General features: G+C 59.7%; 13 protein-coding genes. 5 read left to right on the top strand and 8 right to left on the bottom strand.

Translation table 11 applies throughout. The features are described from left to right. The first annotated feature begins 37 nt into the window (after positions 1–37). The 5 genes from rbfA to BLV67_RS25915 all read left to right on the top strand — a co-directional run bounded on the left by rbfA (position 38) and on the right by BLV67_RS25915 (position 4,957). Positions 38–433, top strand: coding sequence for a 30S ribosome-binding factor RbfA (gene rbfA / locus BLV67_RS25935; protein ID WP_003176137.1), 396 nt, complete (start codon positions 38–40; stop codon positions 431–433). A 3-nt stretch (positions 434–436) separates the two neighbouring features. Beyond that, positions 437–1,354, top strand: a complete 918-nt coding sequence (gene truB / locus BLV67_RS25930; RefSeq protein WP_065911182.1) for a tRNA pseudouridine(55) synthase TruB — start codon at positions 437–439, stop codon at positions 1,352–1,354. Positions 1,355–1,469: 115 nt separating this feature from the next. Continuing rightward, positions 1,470–1,739 (top strand): 30S ribosomal protein S15, encoded by a 270-nt coding sequence (gene rpsO, locus BLV67_RS25925; protein ID WP_003176135.1) that lies wholly within the window; start codon positions 1,470–1,472, stop codon positions 1,737–1,739. Between the two features lie 195 nt (positions 1,740–1,934). Then, the gene (gene pnp, locus BLV67_RS25920; protein WP_069786512.1) at positions 1,935–4,040 is read left to right on the top strand and encodes a polyribonucleotide nucleotidyltransferase; all 2,106 of its coding nucleotides are present in this window, start codon (positions 1,935–1,937) and stop codon (positions 4,038–4,040) included. 296 nt (positions 4,041–4,336) lie between these two features. Further along, entirely contained in the window at positions 4,337–4,957 is a 621-nt protein-coding gene (locus tag BLV67_RS25915; RefSeq protein WP_065911183.1) for a BON domain-containing protein, read from the top strand. A 294-nt stretch (positions 4,958–5,251) separates the two neighbouring features. Here the strand turns inward: BLV67_RS25915 and BLV67_RS25910 are convergent, their stop codons facing one another. The 8 genes from BLV67_RS25910 to folK all read right to left on the bottom strand — a co-directional run bounded on the left by BLV67_RS25910 (position 5,252) and on the right by folK (position 16,614). Continuing rightward, complete coding sequence (locus tag BLV67_RS25910; RefSeq protein WP_069786513.1) at positions 5,252–8,185, bottom strand: DUF748 domain-containing protein; 2,934 nt, start codon at positions 8,183–8,185, stop codon at positions 5,252–5,254. A gap of 86 nt (positions 8,186–8,271) precedes the next feature. Next, positions 8,272–9,288: a class I SAM-dependent rRNA methyltransferase gene (locus BLV67_RS25905; RefSeq protein ID WP_069786514.1), complete on the bottom strand. Its 1,017-nt coding sequence runs from the start codon at positions 9,286–9,288 to the stop codon at positions 8,272–8,274. Positions 9,289–9,344: 56 nt separating this feature from the next. Next, positions 9,345–10,214 (bottom strand): oxygenase MpaB family protein, encoded by an 870-nt coding sequence (locus tag BLV67_RS25900; protein ID WP_069786515.1) that lies wholly within the window; start codon positions 10,212–10,214, stop codon positions 9,345–9,347. 18 nt (positions 10,215–10,232) lie between these two features. Next, entirely contained in the window at positions 10,233–12,170 is a 1,938-nt protein-coding gene (gene acs, locus BLV67_RS25895) for an acetate--CoA ligase (protein WP_069786516.1), read from the bottom strand. Positions 12,171–12,275: 105 nt separating this feature from the next. Beyond that, positions 12,276–13,940 carry a glucose-6-phosphate isomerase gene (gene pgi / locus BLV67_RS25890; protein ID WP_065911187.1) on the bottom strand — a complete coding sequence of 555 codons (1,665 nt, stop codon included), beginning with the start codon at positions 13,938–13,940 and terminating at the stop codon, positions 12,276–12,278. Between the two features lie 224 nt (positions 13,941–14,164). Then, positions 14,165–15,016: a pantoate--beta-alanine ligase gene (panC, locus tag BLV67_RS25885; RefSeq protein WP_058419971.1), complete on the bottom strand. Its 852-nt coding sequence runs from the start codon at positions 15,014–15,016 to the stop codon at positions 14,165–14,167. Then, positions 15,013–15,813, bottom strand: coding sequence for a 3-methyl-2-oxobutanoate hydroxymethyltransferase (panB, locus tag BLV67_RS25880; RefSeq protein ID WP_069786517.1), 801 nt, complete (start codon positions 15,811–15,813; stop codon positions 15,013–15,015). The genes panC and panB overlap by 4 nt, the downstream gene beginning before the upstream one ends. Before the next feature lie 315 nt (positions 15,814–16,128). Next, the gene (folK, locus tag BLV67_RS25875; protein ID WP_069786518.1) at positions 16,129–16,614 is read right to left on the bottom strand and encodes a 2-amino-4-hydroxy-6-hydroxymethyldihydropteridine diphosphokinase; all 486 of its coding nucleotides are present in this window, start codon (positions 16,612–16,614) and stop codon (positions 16,129–16,131) included. Positions 16,615–16,616 lie beyond the last annotated feature (2 nt).

Below are 16,616 nucleotides of genomic sequence, written 5' to 3'. Positions count from 1 at the left end.
ACGGGTTTCACCGTGTGGCAGTAACAGGTAACAAGACATGGCAAAAGAATACAGCCGTACCCAACGTATCGGCGATCAGATGCAGCGTGAGCTGGCCCAACTGATCCGTCGCGAAGTCAAAGACCCGCGCGTCGGCCTGGTCACCATCACCGCCGTTGAAGTGAGCCGTGACGTGGGTCACGCCAAGATCTTCATCACCGTGATGGGGCAGGACAACAGCGAAGAAATTGCGCAAAGCATCAAGGTGCTCAATTCGGCTGCCGGCTTCCTGCGCATGCAGTTGGCCCGTGAAATGAAGCTGCGCAGTGTTCCCCAGTTGCACTTCCACTACGACGAAAGCGTCGTGCGTGGTGCGCACCTGTCGGCATTGATCGAGCGCGCCGTGGCTGAAGACAGCCAGCACCCGTCCACACCTGAAGACGCCAAGGAGTAAGCGGTGGCTCAGGTCAAACGTATCCGTCGCAACGTCAGCGGCATCATTCTGCTCGACAAGCCCATTGGCTTTACCTCCAATGCCGCGCTGCAGAAGGTTCGCTGGCTGCTCAATGCCGAGAAGGCCGGGCACACCGGCAGCCTCGACCCCTTGGCCACCGGCGTACTGCCCTTGTGCTTTGGCGAGGCCACCAAGTTCTCGCAATACCTGCTCGATTCCGACAAGGGTTACGAAACCCTCATGCAACTGGGCAAGACCACCACCACGGCCGATGCCGAAGGTGATGTTCTGCAGGTTCGCGACGTGACCGTTGGTCGTGCTGATATCGAGGCCGTTTTACCCGCTTTTCGTGGGCAAATCAGTCAGATACCGCCGATGTACTCGGCGCTCAAGCGTGATGGCCAGCCTCTTTACAAGCTGGCACGTGCGGGCGAAGTAGTGGAGCGTGAACCGCGTTCTGTTACTATTGCGCGGCTTGAATTGCTCGCCAGTGAAGGCGACACCGCACGACTGGCGGTGGACTGCAGCAAAGGCACCTATATTCGTACCCTGGTGGAAGATATCGGTGAGCAACTGGGCTGTGGTGCATACGTTGCAGAGTTGCGACGTACTCAAGCCGGACCTTTCACCCTGGCCCAGACGGTCACGCTGGAAGAGTTGGAAGCGGTACATGCCGAAGGCGGCAATGAAGCGGTTGATCGCTTCCTGATGCCATCGGACAGCGGTTTGCTGGATTGGCCATTGCTGCACTTCTCGGAGCACAGCGCGTTCTACTGGCTAAACGGCCAACCGGTACGTGCCCCGGATGCTCCGAAGTTCGGTATGGTGCGGGTACAGGATCATAACGGTCGCTTCATCGGTATCGGTGAAGTGAGCGAAGACGGGCGTATAGCGCCGCGTCGACTGATTCGGTCAGAATGACCGGACGAGTGTGGCTGTTAACAGGCACGGTCAACACTCATTTTTAGATACAGGGATTTGTCCCTGGCCTGTTGAAACTGCCCTTTGGGTAGTTTCCTGAAAAAAGGATTGCCTCATGGCTCTCGACGTTCAAGAAAAAGCACAAATCGTTGCTGACTATCAGCAAGCTGTTGGTGACACTGGTTCGCCAGAAGTGCAAGTTGCACTGCTGACCCACAACATCAACAAGCTGCAAGGTCACTTCAAGGCCAACGGTAAAGATCACCACTCCCGTCGTGGTCTGATCCGCATGGTAAACCAGCGCCGTAAGCTGCTGGACTACCTGAAAGGCAAGGATCTGGGTCGTTATCAGGCTCTGATCGGTCGCCTGGGTCTGCGTCGCTAATAAGCGATTGCGCTAGAGGTTGGTTGTCTGCCGTGTGTCAGTGGGATTCCCGCTGGCCCATGGCAGGCTCCCAGCCTCAAGTTTTATCTGGATACACGTTTTACCCTGGACGAGCGTCGGGCCGATTCCCGGCATTGCCCAAGAATTTCGCAAGAAGACAAGTTCCCCCAAGAGCCACAAAGAAGGTAGGACACCGTGAACCCGGTTATCAAAAAATTCCAGTTCGGTCAGTCGACCGTTACCCTCGAGACAGGCCGTATCGCCCGTCAAGCGTCCGGCGCAGTGCTGGTTACCGTTGACGACGACGTGACCGTATTGGTGACCGTTGTTGGCGCCAAGACCGCTGACCCGAGCAAAGGCTTCTTCCCTCTTTCCGTTCACTACCAGGAAAAGACTTACGCTGCCGGTAAGATCCCTGGCGGTTTCTTCAAGCGTGAAGGCCGTCCTTCCGAGAAAGAAACCCTGACTTCCCGACTGATCGACCGTCCGATCCGTCCGCTGTTCCCAGAAGGCTTCATGAACGAAGTGCAGGTTGTCTGCACCGTCGTTTCCACCAGCAAGAAGACCGATCCGGACATCGCTGCGATGATCGGTACCTCGGCTGCCCTGGCCATCTCCGGCATTCCTTTCGATGGCCCGATCGGCGCGGCGCGCGTTGCTTTCCACGAAAGCACCGGCTACCTGCTGAACCCGACTTACGAGCAACAGAAAGCGTCGAGCCTGGACATGGTCGTTGCCGGTACCTCTGAAGCCGTATTGATGGTTGAATCGGAAGCCAAAGAGCTGACCGAAGACCAGATGCTGGGCGCTGTACTGTTTGCTCACGACGAGTTCCAGTCCGTGATCAAGGCCGTTAAAGAACTGGCTGCCGAAGCTGCCAAGCCGACATGGGCCTGGGCTCCACAAGCTGAAGCGACTGAACTGCTGGGCGCTATCCGCTCCGAGTTCGGTGCTGCCGTCTCCGACGCCTACACCATCACCGTCAAGGCCGACCGTTACGCGCGCCTGGGCGAGCTGAAGGATCAGGTTGTAGCCAAACTGTCCGGTGAAGAAGGCCAGCCTTCTTCCAGCGAAGTCAAAGCTGCCTTCGGCGAAATCGAATACCGCACCGTTCGCGAAAACATCGTTAACGGCAAGCCACGTATCGACGGTCGCGACACGCGCACCGTGCGCCCACTGAACATCGAAGTCGGCGTTCTGCCGAAGACTCACGGTTCGGCGCTGTTCACCCGTGGCGAAACCCAGGCTCTGGTCGTTGCAACACTGGGTACTGCCCGTGACGCACAGCTGCTGGACACCCTGGAAGGCGAGAAAAAAGACCCGTTCATGCTGCACTACAACTTCCCTCCGTTCTCGGTAGGCGAGTGTGGTCGCATGGGTGGCGCTGGTCGTCGCGAAATCGGTCACGGCCGCCTGGCTCGTCGTTCGATCGCTGCGATGCTGCCTGCTGCCGACGTGTTCCCGTACACCATCCGTGTTGTGTCGGAAATCACTGAGTCCAACGGTTCGAGCTCCATGGCTTCCGTTTGCGGTGCTTCCCTGGCCCTGATGGACGCTGGTGTACCGATGAAGGCACCGGTTGCCGGTATCGCCATGGGCCTGGTTAAAGAAGGCGAGAAGTTCGCCATCCTGACCGACATCCTGGGCGACGAAGACCACCTGGGCGACATGGACTTCAAAGTAGCCGGTACCGCTAAAGGTGTTACCGCGCTGCAGATGGACATCAAGATCAAGGGCATCACCGAAGAAATCATGGAAATCGCTCTGGGCCAAGCCCTGGAAGCGCGCCTGAACATCCTCGGTCAGATGAACCAGATCATTGGTCAGTCCCGCACCGAACTGTCGGAAAATGCTCCGACCATGATCGCGATGAAAATCGACACCGACAAAATCCGTGATGTTATCGGTAAAGGCGGCGCGACCATCCGTGCGATCTGTGAAGAAACCAAGGCTTCGATCGACATCGAAGACGACGGCTCGATCAAGATCTTCGGCGAAACCAAGGAAGCGGCTGAAGCTGCACGTCAGCGCGTTCTGGGCATCACCGCTGAAGCCGAGATCGGCAAGATCTACGTGGGTAAGGTTGAGCGCATCGTCGACTTCGGCGCATTCGTCAACATCCTGCCGGGCAAAGACGGTCTGGTACACATCTCCATGCTGAGCGACGCTCGTGTTGAGAAAGTGACCGACATTCTCAAAGAAGGCCAGGAAGTGGAAGTGCTGGTACTGGACGTGGACAACCGCGGCCGTATCAAGCTGTCCATCAAGGACGTAGCAGCAGCCAAGGCTTCGGGCGTTTAATTACCCGCTGGCTTTACGCTGAAAAGGAGGACTCTTCGGAGTCCTTTTTTTATGCCCACAGGAAAGTACCGGGAAATCAGTTGCTTAGTAAATTCCAAAAGCCGCAACTTGCATGCAGGCACGGTCGACTTCATGCAAGATGCACGATTTCGAAAATTAGCTGTTTTTATAAGTTGTTGTTTATAAAGGGATTAATATGATTCTGTGACTTGGCACACTGCCTGCAATAACCCTGTTAACGCTGCAGCATCAAGGTTTACACGCTGCAGACTTTTCATAAAACAGGAGTTACTCGTATGAAGAAGTTCGCTCTCGCTACCGCTACCGCTCTGACTCTGGCCATGGGTGCTAACGTAGCCTTTGCTCAGACTTCCCAAGCCCCTATGACGTTGGCGGCTGGTGAAGCCACCAAGGCTAAGGAAAGCGTTTCGGATACTTGGATCACTACCAAAGTTAAATCCGACCTGCTGACCGAGAAAGGCATTCCTGGTTCGGACATCAAGGTTGAAACCAACAAAGGCGTGGTTTCCCTGTCCTCCACAGTCGCTATCTCTGACTCCCAGAAAGCCACGGCTGTAGCGATCACCAAGAAAATCAAAGGTGTTACCGCTGTTTCCGCTGACGGCCTGATGGCTGGCGGTGCCACTAAGGCAGATAACATCGACAAAACCAAAGGCGCAGCAGCAGATGCCAAAGAGTCCACTTCGGACACTTGGATCACCACCAAAGTAAAAGCTGACCTGGTTACCGAAAAAGGCATTCCTGGTACCGACATCAAAGTCGAAACCAACAAAGGTGTAGTGTCGCTGTCGTCGACTGCTGCCGTGACCCAGGCTCAGAAAGACACCGCAGTTGCGATCACCAAGAAAATCAAAGGCGTTAAAGCTGTATCGGCCGATGGCCTGAAAGCTCAGTAACGCTAAAAGAATCGTCTGAGCTAGACGGCGGCGGCTTAGGGTGAGTTAGATATCCACCCGATGCACCTCTAAAGTTCATGCGACCGACCACACGGATGTGGTCATTACAGGCCCCGGCACTTGTGTCGGGGCCTGTTCTATTCAGGCCTGGAATACATTTGCATGGCCGGTGGAGATAAAACTGTGGGAGCGGGCTTGCTCGCGAATGCGGTGTGTCAGTCACTGGAAATGTGCCTGATATACCGCATTCGCGAGCAAGCCCGCTCCCACATTTAGATCTGTTTTAGCTGAATGTTACTCGGCATCCAAATGCATCGGCGTTACCACTCGACCGTCTTTCTCCGCCTGCCCCAGGCTGGCATCAATGAAGTACACCCGGTCATCTTCCAGCTGGCCTTTGTCCACCAGGTAGTCCTTGATAGTGCTGGCACGGTCCTGCCCCAGTTGGCGCAGCAACACATCACTGGCCCCCCAGAACTTGATCAAGCCATCACGCAGCTTCGCAGTGCGATCATCACTGCTCAGGTCTTTCCATTCGGCCGGTGGTTGTTGCTTGAGACGGGTGCGGTAAATGCCTTCGAGCAATGGCGCTTTTTCCTTCTCCGGCACCACCAGCAATGACGCCTGAGCCGGCACCTTGTCGCCGCGACGCTGGAGGATTTTGTAGTAGTTGTATTGGTATTCACGCTCCAGGCGATCTGCGGCGATGAAAGGGCCATCGCTGCTGGCGGCTGCCGTGCCTTCGATTTCAAGGCGCAGGGTAGGGCGCTCTTTGAGTGCCTTGGCCAAGGTGTTCAGGGCACCCTCGGCATCTTTGTTCAGCTCGCTGGAGCCTGCGGCAAACGACACGTTACCCAGGTCTTCCGAGCCGCCACCGCTGACCAGCCCGCCGATAAACTTGAACGGCGCCGTGGCTGCGCGCACCACCAGGTTGCGCAGGGTCTGCCACACAATCGGCATGACGCTGAACTGCGGGTTATTCAAGTCGCCGGTTACTGGCAGTTCGATGGAGATCTTGCCGTCAGTATCCTTGAGCAGCGCAATGGCCAGGCGAATCGGCAAATCGACGGCATCGGCACTGTCGACCTTCTCACCCAACTGCAATTGCTCAACCACCACTTTGTTTTCAGCCTTCAACTGGCCTTTGGTGATCACGTAGTGCAAATCGAGGTTCAGCCGGCCCTTGCGAATGCGGAAACCCGCGAACTTGCCGGAATACGGAGTCAACGTGGTCAGTTCGACGCGCTTGAAGCTGGTGGCGATATCCAGCGCCGCCATCGGGTCAAACGGGTTGACGCTGCCCTTGATCGTCACCGGCGCGTAGCGATCCACCTTGCCCTTAATGTCGACGCTGGCCGGTTTGGCCTGGCGACTGTCGATAGTGCCAATCTGCCCGTTGAGTTGCTGGATAGCCGTGGCGAAGTTGGGCGTGAGGCTGAAGTCGGCGAAGTTGGCCGAACCATCGTTGATCGCAATTTGCCCGATATGAATACCCAACGGTTTGTCTTTGCTCGCCGCCGGCTTGGCTGCCGACTTGGTGCCATTGTCGGCCGGTTGCGGGATCAGCAAGCCATCGATGTTGGTGGTGCGGTCGTCGTTGATCATAAAGCGCGCATAGGGCTGCAGCAGGTTGACCTTGTCGATCGACAGGCTGTCGCCGTGCTGGTAGTTCACGCCTTCGAGTACCAGACGCTGCCACTTGAGGAAGTCGCGGGTCTTGAGGGTGTCCAGGGTGTGCAACTGGTCGACCTGGGCGCGGCCGGTGACCTGCAGCGCCAAGGGCTCGGTGCTTTTAAGGTTCACATCGAGGTTACTGCCCAACATACCGCTGCGCAGTTCCAGGCGGATAAACGGGCTGATATAGGATTGCGCGACCCGCAGGTCGATGTCCTGGGTGCTCACTTTCAACCTGGCGCTGACCGGGTTGAGGTTGACCTCACCGGTTGCGCTGATCTTGCCTTGCTTGCCCAGGCCGGAGTCGACCTTCAGGCTAAAGGGGCTGCGGTTGAGACTGTCGAAGTTCTGCATATCGACATTCAGCGGGCCTAGCTCCAATGCAACTTCCGGTTTGGCAGCACGGTCTGCGAGGTGAACTTGATAGTTGCGCAGTTGCACGTCCTTGAGCAGCACTTGCCAGGGTTTGCTGGGTGCGGCAGGTGGGGCGTTTGGCGTATCGGCGGTTGCAGGTGCGCTGGCAGGCTTGAGTTCCTTGGCCGGTTTGCTCGGTTGGCTGGCAAACAGTTTCTGCCAGTCCAGTTGCCCATCGGCTTCGCGGGCGGCCCAGGTTTCCAGCTTGTTGCTGCGGATCTTGCCGACCACCACTTGCTGCTTGGCCAGGTCCACCGTGGTGTCGCTGACGTCCAGGCGCTCCAGGCGCACCAGTGGCCGGCCATCCGGCGCCTTGATCGCAAACGGCGCGATGCTCGCGGCGGTGTTGGTCAGGTTCAGTTCGGTTTCTTTGGCCAGGCTGAATTTATAGTCGGTGCTGAAGTTCAGCACGCCGTCTTCAAGCACCAGCGGCAGGGCGTCCCGCACATACGGCCACCAGGCTTTCATCTTGCCATCGGTGACTTTCAGCGTGCCTTCGGAAGTGATCGGCACCAGGCTGAAATTGCCTTTCCAGTCGATCTGCCCGCCTTCAGGGCCAGCGGCCACCAGGGTCATGTCGGCGTTGTCTTCGGGCAAGGTGCTGAGGTTTTTCAGCTCGAAGTCGAGTTTGTCGTAGAGGAATTCAATCGGCTCGCTGGGGCGCAGGTCGCGAAAGTACACATAGCCGCCGGCCAGCTTGATGCTGTCGATGCGCAGCGGGAACGGCTTGGCATTCGGGTCGGCCGGGGTCGGCTCACTCGCAGGCAGTTTGAACAGCTGCGCCAGGTTCAACTGACCGGATTTGTCGAACAGCACTTCAGTCTTCGGCTGGTCCAGCTGCACATCTGCCAGGTGCAGAGCGCGCGTCCACAGGCTGTCGATCTGCAAGTTGGCGTACAGGCGCTCGAAACCGACTTGCTCCTTGCCCGGCTCGCCGAGTTTGAGGCCCCACAGCGTCAGTTCCAGGCTGAACGGGTTGAGCTCGATACGCTCGATGCGGGCCGGCACCGTGGCGTAATTGGCCAGTTGCTGGTTGGCAATGCGAAGGGCAATGCCCGGCAGAATCAGAAAACCCAGCAAGCTGTACAGAGCCAGGGCGGTCAACAAGGCGCCAGCGGCGCGGATCAATCCTTTGGGCATGAGTGACGCCATCTAGTAGAACGAGAGTGCCTTGGAGTATGGCACGGGTTTTCGGTTCCGAAGTACCGGGCTCCTTGGGAAAAGTACTACAACTGCAGGATCAGGGTCTTCAACGGTGGCTGCTGATCTTGCGAAGGGAAGTCAGCCCCCGGCGTCATGATTTGCCACTCGCGTACCGGTCGGCCGGCTTTTTCGGCGCACCGCAGCACCTGTTCGCACCAGTCATCCATGCTGACTTTTGCCAGGTTGTTGCAGCAGATCAGCACGCCATTGTCGGCGGTGGTCAGCAGTGCGGGTTTGAGCAGGCTCTGGTAGTCGCGCAACAGGTCGACAGTGCCGAAAGCACTCTTGGCCCAGGCAGGTGGGTCGAGCAGCACCAGGTCGAACTGACGCTGCTCAAGGCGCGGATAACTTGGCAGCTTCTGCCCGCGGCGCTGGGTGATCGGCAAACCGGCCAGTTGGCGAATCGCCGGGAAGTAGTCGGACTGCACGAACGCCATGGTCGGCAAGTGCGGGTTGAGCAGGCCGTTTTCGCGCCCGACCGCCAGGTTGCCTTCGGCGAAGTCCAGGTTGCACACCTCGCTTGCGCCCCCGGCTGCGGCGCTCAAGCCTACGCCACAGGTGTAGGCGAACAGGTTCAGCACGCTTTTGCCGGCACTGTGGTCCTTGACCCAGCCACGGGTGTTGCGCAGGTCCAGGAACAGCAGCGGGTCTTGCCCGGCATGGCGCCCGCGTACACGGTAGTTGAGGCCCCACTCGTGGCCGACCTGATCTGCCAACGCCGCGGGCTCGGCGCGGTACACCGTGTCCTCACGGTCGATGCGCGAGTTGCCACGGGAGCGGTCGTTGTACACCAGCTGCAATTCCAGGCCCATGAACTGATTGACCTGTTGATGCAGGTCCAGCAGCTCCTCGGTGTGCAGCGACTGGTGGAAGCTTTGCACCAACAATTGCGGGCCGTAACGGTCGATGGTCAAGCCGCCGGCGCCTTCCTGGCTGCCATGAAACAGCCGGTAGCAGTCGGTGTTTTGGGCGTGCAGCTCGTTGATCAGGTCTTGGCGATGGTTGAGAGCGGCGCGCAGCGCCTGATTCAAGGGAGTCATGGAGCGCGCCTTGCGGGTAAAAGAGGGCGCGAAGTTTAACAGTTATAGGCTCCGCGCTACATCAACCCCATCCGCCGCTGGGCGCGTTGCACCGAACCATTGCGCATTGCCCAGCGCAGCAAGGGCGCGCTGCGCTTCACACCCGCGCGGATCACCAAGCGTTGCATCGAGCTTTGGTGTTGCCCGAGCATAGCGCTGGCCCAGTCCGGCAGCAGGTCGATGCCGGCCTGCATCATCAAGCTGCCAAAGGGTTTGGCCAAGGTGCTGGGCGCGGGTGCATTGACCAGCAGGCGCAGCACTTCGCGGCTGCGATCGTCACACAGCAGTTGCGGACGAATACGCGCCATATATTCGGAAATTTCCTGCCGCGAGCGCGGAACGTGGCGGGCGCCCAGTCGCTCGGCCACCAAGGCAATTTCATTGTAGTAGCGGTCCTGGTCGCGCCCCGACAGGTGCGGGTTGCGATAACGCAGGTGCGCCGCCAGGAAATTGCTGACCTCCGCCACGTGTACCCACGTCAGCAGCTCCGGGTCGCTGGCCGCATAGGCTCGACCATCCGGTGCATGCCCGACCACTTGCAGGTGGATGGTGCGCACCTTTTCAATCAGCCATTCGGCGTCCTGGCGCGAGCCGAACGTGGTACCGGAAATAAACTGCGAGGTGCGGCGCAAGCGACCGAGCATGTCCTGGCGAAAGTTTGAGTGGTCCCACACGCCAGCCAGGGCCAGCGGGTGCAAGGCTTGCAGCATCAACGCGCTGATGCCGCCGATCAGCATGCTGCTGAAGTCGCCATGCACCTGCCAACTGATAGAGTCCGGCCCGAACAGGCCAGGGTCGCCCTTGGGGTTTTCCAGGTCCAGCTGACCCAGTGACAAGCCGGTGAGGCTCATCAACTGGGTTTCGATACGGCTACGGATAAATTCCATGGCGACTCTGGGTGGCTCCTATCGGTTCAGGCGTTTATCGATCAGGCCGTCCACCACGCTCGGGTCGGCCAGGGTCGAGGTGTCGCCGAGGCTGTCGAGTTCGTTGCAGGCGATCTTGCGCAAAATACGCCGCATGATCTTGCCCGAGCGGGTTTTCGGCAAGGCGGGCGCCCATTGGATCAGTTCCGGCTTGGCAAAGCTGCCGATTTCCTTGCTGACCAGCTCCAGCAGATGTTTTTTCAGCTCATCGCTGGGCTCGACGCCGTTCATGGGGGTGACAAACGCATAGATGCCCTGGCCTTTGACATCGTGGGGGTAACCGACCACAGCGGCTTCGGCCACTCGGTCATGCAGCACCAGCGCGCTTTCCACTTCGGCGGTGCCGATGCGGTGCCCGGACACGTTGATCACGTCGTCAATGCGGCCGGTGATCCAGTAGTCGCCGTCTTCATCGCGGCGCGCACCGTCGCCGGTGAAGTAGTAGCCGGGGTAGGGTTTGAAATAGGTGTCGAGCATGCGCTGCGGGTCGCCGTAGACGCTGCGGATTTGCCCCGGCCAACTGGCCTTGATAGCGAGCACGCCACTGCCGGCACCGCTGAGCTCCTTGCCGTGCTCATCCAGCAGCACGGGCTGTACACCAAACATGGGTTGGGTTGCGCAACCGGGTTTGATCCGTTGCGCGCTGACCAGCGGGCTGAGCATGATGCCGCCGGTTTCGGTCTGCCACCAGGTATCGACAATCGGGCAGCGTTGCTCGCCCACGGCGTTGAAGTACCAATCCCAGGCCTCGGGGTTGATCGGCTCACCGACGCTGCCCAGCAGGCGCAGGCTGGCGCGCGAGGTGTTCTGCAGTGGCCCGTGGCCCTCACGCATCAGCGCACGCAGTGCGGTGGGCGCGGTGTAGAAGATATTCACCTGGTGTTTATCGATGACCTGCCAGAAACGCGAGCTGTCCGGGTAGCTCGGCACACCTTCGAACATCAGCGAAGTGGCACCATTGGCCAGCGGGCCGTACACGATATAGCTGTGGCCGGTGACCCAGCCCACGTCGGCGGTGCACCAGAACACTTCGCCGTCACGGTAGTCGAGCACGTACTTGAAGGTCATCGCCGCTTGCAGCAGGTAACCACCGGTGGTGTGCAGCACGCCTTTGGGTTTGCCGGTGCTGCCGGAGGTGTAGAGGATAAACAGCGGGTCCTCGGCGTCCATCGGCTCGGGCGGGCAATCAGCACTGGCGGCGTCCAGCGCGGCTTGATACTTGAGGTCGCGGCCTTCTACCCAGTCAAGTTCCGCACCCGTGCGCTCCACCACCAGTACCGTGCTGACGTTCGGGCAACTGGCCAGGGCTTTGTCGACATTTTTTTTCAGCGCCACCGGCTTGCCGCCGCGCACGCCTTCATCGGCGGTGATCACGGTGCGACAGTCGGCATCGAGGATACGGTCGCGCAGGGCGTCCGGAGAGAAGCCGCCGAACACCACCGAGTGCACCGCGCCAATCCGTGTGCAGGCCAGCATGGCGTAGGCGGCTTCCGGGATCATCGGCATGTAGATACACACCCGGTCGCCTTTTTTCACCCCACGGCTTTTCAGCACATTGGCCAGGCGGCTGACGTTTTGATGAAGTTGGCGGTAGGAAATTTTGGAGGACTTTGCAGGATCGTCGCCTTCCCAGATAAAGGCCGGCTGGTCGGCGCGTTGCGCCAGGTGACGGTCGATGCAGTTGTAGCTGACGTTCAGTTGGCCGCCGGCAAACCACTGGGCGGCGCCGGTGGTGATGTCCGAGTGTTGCACGGTGTGCCAGGGTTTGATCCAGTCGAGAAAGCCCTTGGCCTGTTCGGCCCAGAAAGTATCGGGTTGCTCGATGGATTGGCGATAGAGGCGCTGGTACTCGTCTTGACTGAGCTGCGCGGCCTGGCGGACGGCATCGGCGCGGGGGAATGTGCGGATATCGAACATGAGCGGTCCTTATTCTTGTTTTAGCGACAAGGCATAAAGATGCACGCTGTGGGGAGAGGGTTCAAGGCCAACGTCCAAACGGACGTTGGCCCTGGTGTACCGGCCTCAGCCGCGGTGACGACCGCGGAAGTAGTTGATCAGGCCCTGGGTCGACGCATCGTCAGCCAGGGTTTCTTCGGCGCCGGTCAGGCGGTTGTAGACGCCTTTGCCCAGCTCCTTGCCCAGCTCCACGCCCCATTGGTCGAAGGCGTTGATGCCCCAGACCACACTTTGTACAAACACTTTGTGTTCATACATGGCGACCAGTGCGCCCAAGCGACGTGGGCTGATGCGCTCGACCACGATGGTGTTGCTCGGACGGTTGCCCGGGATCACCTTGTGGGGCGCCAGCTTCTGCACTTCGGCTTCCGGCAGGCCTTTTTCGCGCAGTTCGGCTTCGGCTTCGCTGCGGGTCTTGCCGAGCATCAGTGCCTGGCTCTGGGACAGGCAGTTGGCGTACAGCCACTGGTGATGGTCGGACACCGGGTTGAAGCTGACGATCGGCACAATGAAGTCGGCCGGGATCAGTTGTGTCCCCTGGTGCAGCAACTGGTGGTAAGCATGCTGACCGTTGCAGCCGACGCCGCCCCAGATCACCGGGCCCGTATCGGTCGACACCGGCGTGCCGTCCTGGCGCACGCTTTTGCCGTTGGACTCCATGTCCAGCTGTTGCAAGTGTTTGGTGATGTTACGCAGGTAGTGGTCATACGGCAGGATCGCATGGCTCTGCGCACCCCAGAAATTGCCGTACCACACGCCCAGCAGGCCCAGCAGCACCGGCATGTTTTGCTCGAACGACGCGTTCTGGAAGTGCTGGTCCATGGTGTAGGCACCGGACAACAGCTCTTTGAAGTTGGACATGCCGATGGCCAGGGCGATTGGCAAGCCAATGGCTGACCACAGCGAGTAACGGCCGCCGACCCAGTCCCACATTGGGAAGATGTTCTCTTCACGGATACCGAACGCCACGGCGGCCGCGTTGTTGCTCGATACGGCGATAAAGTGGCGATACAGCTCGGCTTCCGAGCCACCCTGGGCCAGGTACCAGGCGCGGGCGGCCTGGGCGTTTTTCAGGGTTTCGAGGGTGTTGAAGGATTTGGACGAAACGATAAACAGCGTGGTCTCGGCGCGCAGCTTCTGGGTCAGCTCGTGGAACTCGCTGCCGTCGATGTTCGCCAGATAGTGGCAGCGCACGCCTTTGTGGGCGTAGGACAGCAAGGCCTCGGAAACCAGCTCCGGGCCGAGGAACGAACCACCGATGCCGATATTCACCACGTCAGTGATGGGCTTCTCGGTGTAACCCCGCCACAGGCCGTCGTGGATGCGGCCGACCAGGTCAGTGATCTGGTTCAGCACCTTGTGCACGTCCGGCATGATGTTCACGCCATTGACCGACAGCTTGTCGCCCACTGGGCGGCGCAGCGCGGTGTGCAGGGCGGGGCGGCCTTCGGAAGAGTTGACCGGTTCGCCTGCGTACAGCGCGTTGATCGCGTCTTTCAGGCCGACTTCATTGGCCAGGTTCACGAGCAGGGCGCGGGTTTCGGCGGTGATCAGGTTTTTCGAGTAATCGAGGAAAAGCCCGCAGCTGCTCAAGGTGAACTGGGAAAAGCGCTGGGGATCGGCATTGAACGCGTCGCGCATGCTGAAATCCTGCATGGCTTGGCGGTGTTGGTTGAGCGCTTGCCAAGCGGGCAGAGCGGTAACGTCATGAGGAGTGCGGTAGTACGCCATCGCTGCGGGTTTCCTTTTATTACGGGGACTTGCCTTTAGGACACTTCTAAATCCGGAACGTTGAGTCTTTCATCAGGCGTTTGAGTCCGGTCAGCGCCAACAATGGCGCAGGGCGATTACATTAAACCTAGCGTGTCGATATGTCTTGGCTTTGTCTGCGCTGTTGCCGGTACTTTTTTATACCGGCACAGCGATCAGGGCAACAGGCGAAGTGCCTGGCGGGGTCAGTTGAGGGTCAAATGCAGGTTGTCGATCAGGCGTGTCGCACCCAGATAGGCCGCCACGAGGATGACAATATCCCGATCCTCAGGCGTGGCCGCACGCAGGTGCACGCCCTGGCGCACTTCCAAGTAATCCATGCGCAGCCCGGCGGCTTCGATCTGCGCGATCTGCTCGGCACGCAGCTTGGCGAAATCCTGCTCACCGCCTTTTATAGCCGCCGCAATCTGGCTGAGGCTGCGGTAGAGCACCGGCGCAATCGCGCGCTGTTCTTCGTTGAGGTAACCGTTGCGCGAGGACAGCGCCAGGCCGTCGGCGGCACGCACGGTAGGCTCGCCGATGATCTGAATGGGCATGTTCAGGTCATGCACCATGGCGCGGATGACCGCCAGTTGCTGGTAGTCCTTCTGGCCAAACACGGCCATGTCCGGCTGGACCATGTTGAACAGCTTGCTCACCACCGTCGCCACACCTTCGAAGTGCCCAGGCCGGCTGGCGCCGCACAGGCCTTCGGACAGTTGCGGGACACTGACGCGGGTCTGGCCGGTCATGCCGCCGGGGTACATTTCGTCGACGCTGGGCGCGAACAACAGGTTGCAACCGGCTTGCAGCAGCTTTTCCTGGTCGGCCGCCAGCGTGCGCGGGTACTTGTCCAGGTCTTCGCCGGCGCCGAACTGCAGCGGGTTGACGAAAATGCTCGCCACCACAAAGTCCGATTGTTGTGCGGCCTTGGTCACCAGGGTGGCGTGGCCGCTGTGCAGGTTGCCCATGGTGGGCACAAAGCCAATGCGTTTGCCGGCACTGCGCGCGTGGGCGACGGCGGCGCGCAGTTCTCTTACGGTTTTAACGGTGTTCATGCAGAGAACCCGTGTTCGTCGGCTGGGAAGGTCACGGCTTTGACTTCACGCACGTAAGCCGCCAGAGCTGCCTGGATGCTGTCTTGGCCGGCCATGAAGTTTTTCACGAATTTGGGCGCTCGGCCGGTCAGCGACAGGCCGAGCATGTCATGTACCACCAGCACTTGGCCGTCGGTGGCCGAGCCTGCGCCAATGCCGATCACCGGCACTTTGACGGCCTGGGTGATTTCTGCCGCCAGTTCGCTGGGCACGCATTCGAGCAGGATCATCGCGGCGCCGGCTTGCTCCAGGGCAATGGCATCGGCACGCATCTGTCGCGCCTGGGCTTCATTGCGGCCTTGCACCTTGTAGCCGCCGAAGATGTTTACCGATTGCGGTGTCAGGCCCATGTGCACGCACACCGGAACGCCGCGCTCAGCCAGCAGCCGGATCGACTCCGCCAGCCACACCGCGCCTTCGACTTTGATCATGTGCGCACCGGCTTGCATCAGCTTGCCGGCGTTCTGGAAGGTTTGTTCAAGGGTGGCGTAACCCATGAACGGCAGGTCAGCGATGATGAAGGCGCCGTTGTTACCGCGTTTGACGCTGGCCGTGTGGTACGCGAGTTCGTCAGTGGTGACCGGCAGGGTGCTGTCATTCCCTTGAAGAACCATGCCCAGTGAGTCGCCAATCAACAGCACTTCAACCCCGGCTTCGCAGCTGGCGTGGGCGAAGGTGGCGTCATAGCAGGTCAGCATGGTGATTTTTTCACCTTTGAGCTTGAGGCTCTGCAAGGTGGTCAGGGTAATGTCTGGCATGGAAAGGGTCCTCGTTCAGGCGCTTGGAAACAGCGAGTAACGCGCGTGAGTCTTCGTTTATACAGGCGCACTGTCTTGAGAGCAGTGCTTATAAGGCCTGGATTGCGCCCTTCAGCGCCGGGTTGGCGGCAGCGGGACGCCTATAGTCGTGATGAGGACACGGGAAGTCAATTGGATGTGTTACCGCATTGTTACGAGTGGGGTGTTACCGCTGTTACGGGTGGGAGCTGGCTTGCCTGCGATGGCATCACCGCGCAATGGCGGGTGTACCGAGTTGCTCGCATCGCAGGCAAGCCAGCTCCCACATTGACCGAGTCAGTCTTGGGGCAGGCGCTCCAGGCCAACAAACGGGCAGGCGGCCAGCAGCTCGCTGAGAGTTTGGCCGTGGGGCAGTTGCAGGTCGGCGGGTGCCAGTTCTGCCAGCGGGTACAGCACGAACGCGCGTAGATGCATCTGATAGTGCGGCACCTTGAGGCGCGGCTCGTCGATCAGGCGCTCGCCAAACAGCAGGATATCCAGGTCCAGGGTGCGTGGGCCCCAGCGTTCCAGGCGCTCGCGGCCCTGGTCGTTCTCGATGGCTTGCAATGCATCGAGCAGATCCAGTGGCGCAAGATCGCTGTTCAGCGCAGCGACCGCATTGGTGTAGCGCGGTTGGCCGGGGAGCAGGGAGTCACTTTGATAGAACGCCGACACGCCAACGAGGTTGGTGTCTGGCAATTGCGCCAGCGCTTCGACAGCGCTGCGCAATTGCTGGTCCGGGGCAGCGAGGTTGCTGCCCATGCCAATGTAGATACGTTCCACGT

The sequence above is a fragment of the Pseudomonas salomonii genome (genome assembly GCF_900107155.1).
Taxonomy (GTDB): Bacteria; Pseudomonadota; Gammaproteobacteria; order Pseudomonadales; family Pseudomonadaceae; genus Aquipseudomonas; species Aquipseudomonas salomonii.
Note: the sequence above shows the minus strand (reverse complement) of the source record. Positions and strands in the feature narration are given on the sequence as shown.

Bases quoted from the DNA above. Each gene is read 5' to 3' on its own strand.
- acs (WP_069786516.1), bottom strand. From the start codon at position 12,170: ATGTTCGATATCCGCACATTCCCCCGCGCCGATGCCGTCCGCCAGGCC.
- BLV67_RS25900 (WP_069786515.1), bottom strand. From the start codon at position 10,214: ATGGAATTTATCCGTAGCCGTATCGAAACCCAGTTGATGAGCCTCACC.
- BLV67_RS25915 (WP_065911183.1), top strand. From the start codon at position 4,337: ATGAAGAAGTTCGCTCTCGCTACCGCTACCGCTCTGACTCTGGCCATG.
- pgi (WP_065911187.1), bottom strand. From the start codon at position 13,940: ATGGCGTACTACCGCACTCCTCATGACGTTACCGCTCTGCCCGCTTGG.
- BLV67_RS25910 (WP_069786513.1), bottom strand. From the start codon at position 8,185: ATGCCCAAAGGATTGATCCGCGCCGCTGGCGCCTTGTTGACCGCCCTG.
- rbfA (WP_003176137.1), top strand. From the start codon at position 38: ATGGCAAAAGAATACAGCCGTACCCAACGTATCGGCGATCAGATGCAG.
- rpsO (WP_003176135.1), top strand. From the start codon at position 1,470: ATGGCTCTCGACGTTCAAGAAAAAGCACAAATCGTTGCTGACTATCAG.
- panC (WP_058419971.1), bottom strand. From the start codon at position 15,016: ATGAACACCGTTAAAACCGTAAGAGAACTGCGCGCCGCCGTCGCCCAC.
- panB (WP_069786517.1), bottom strand. From the start codon at position 15,813: ATGCCAGACATTACCCTGACCACCTTGCAGAGCCTCAAGCTCAAAGGT.
- BLV67_RS25905 (WP_069786514.1), bottom strand. From the start codon at position 9,288: ATGACTCCCTTGAATCAGGCGCTGCGCGCCGCTCTCAACCATCGCCAA.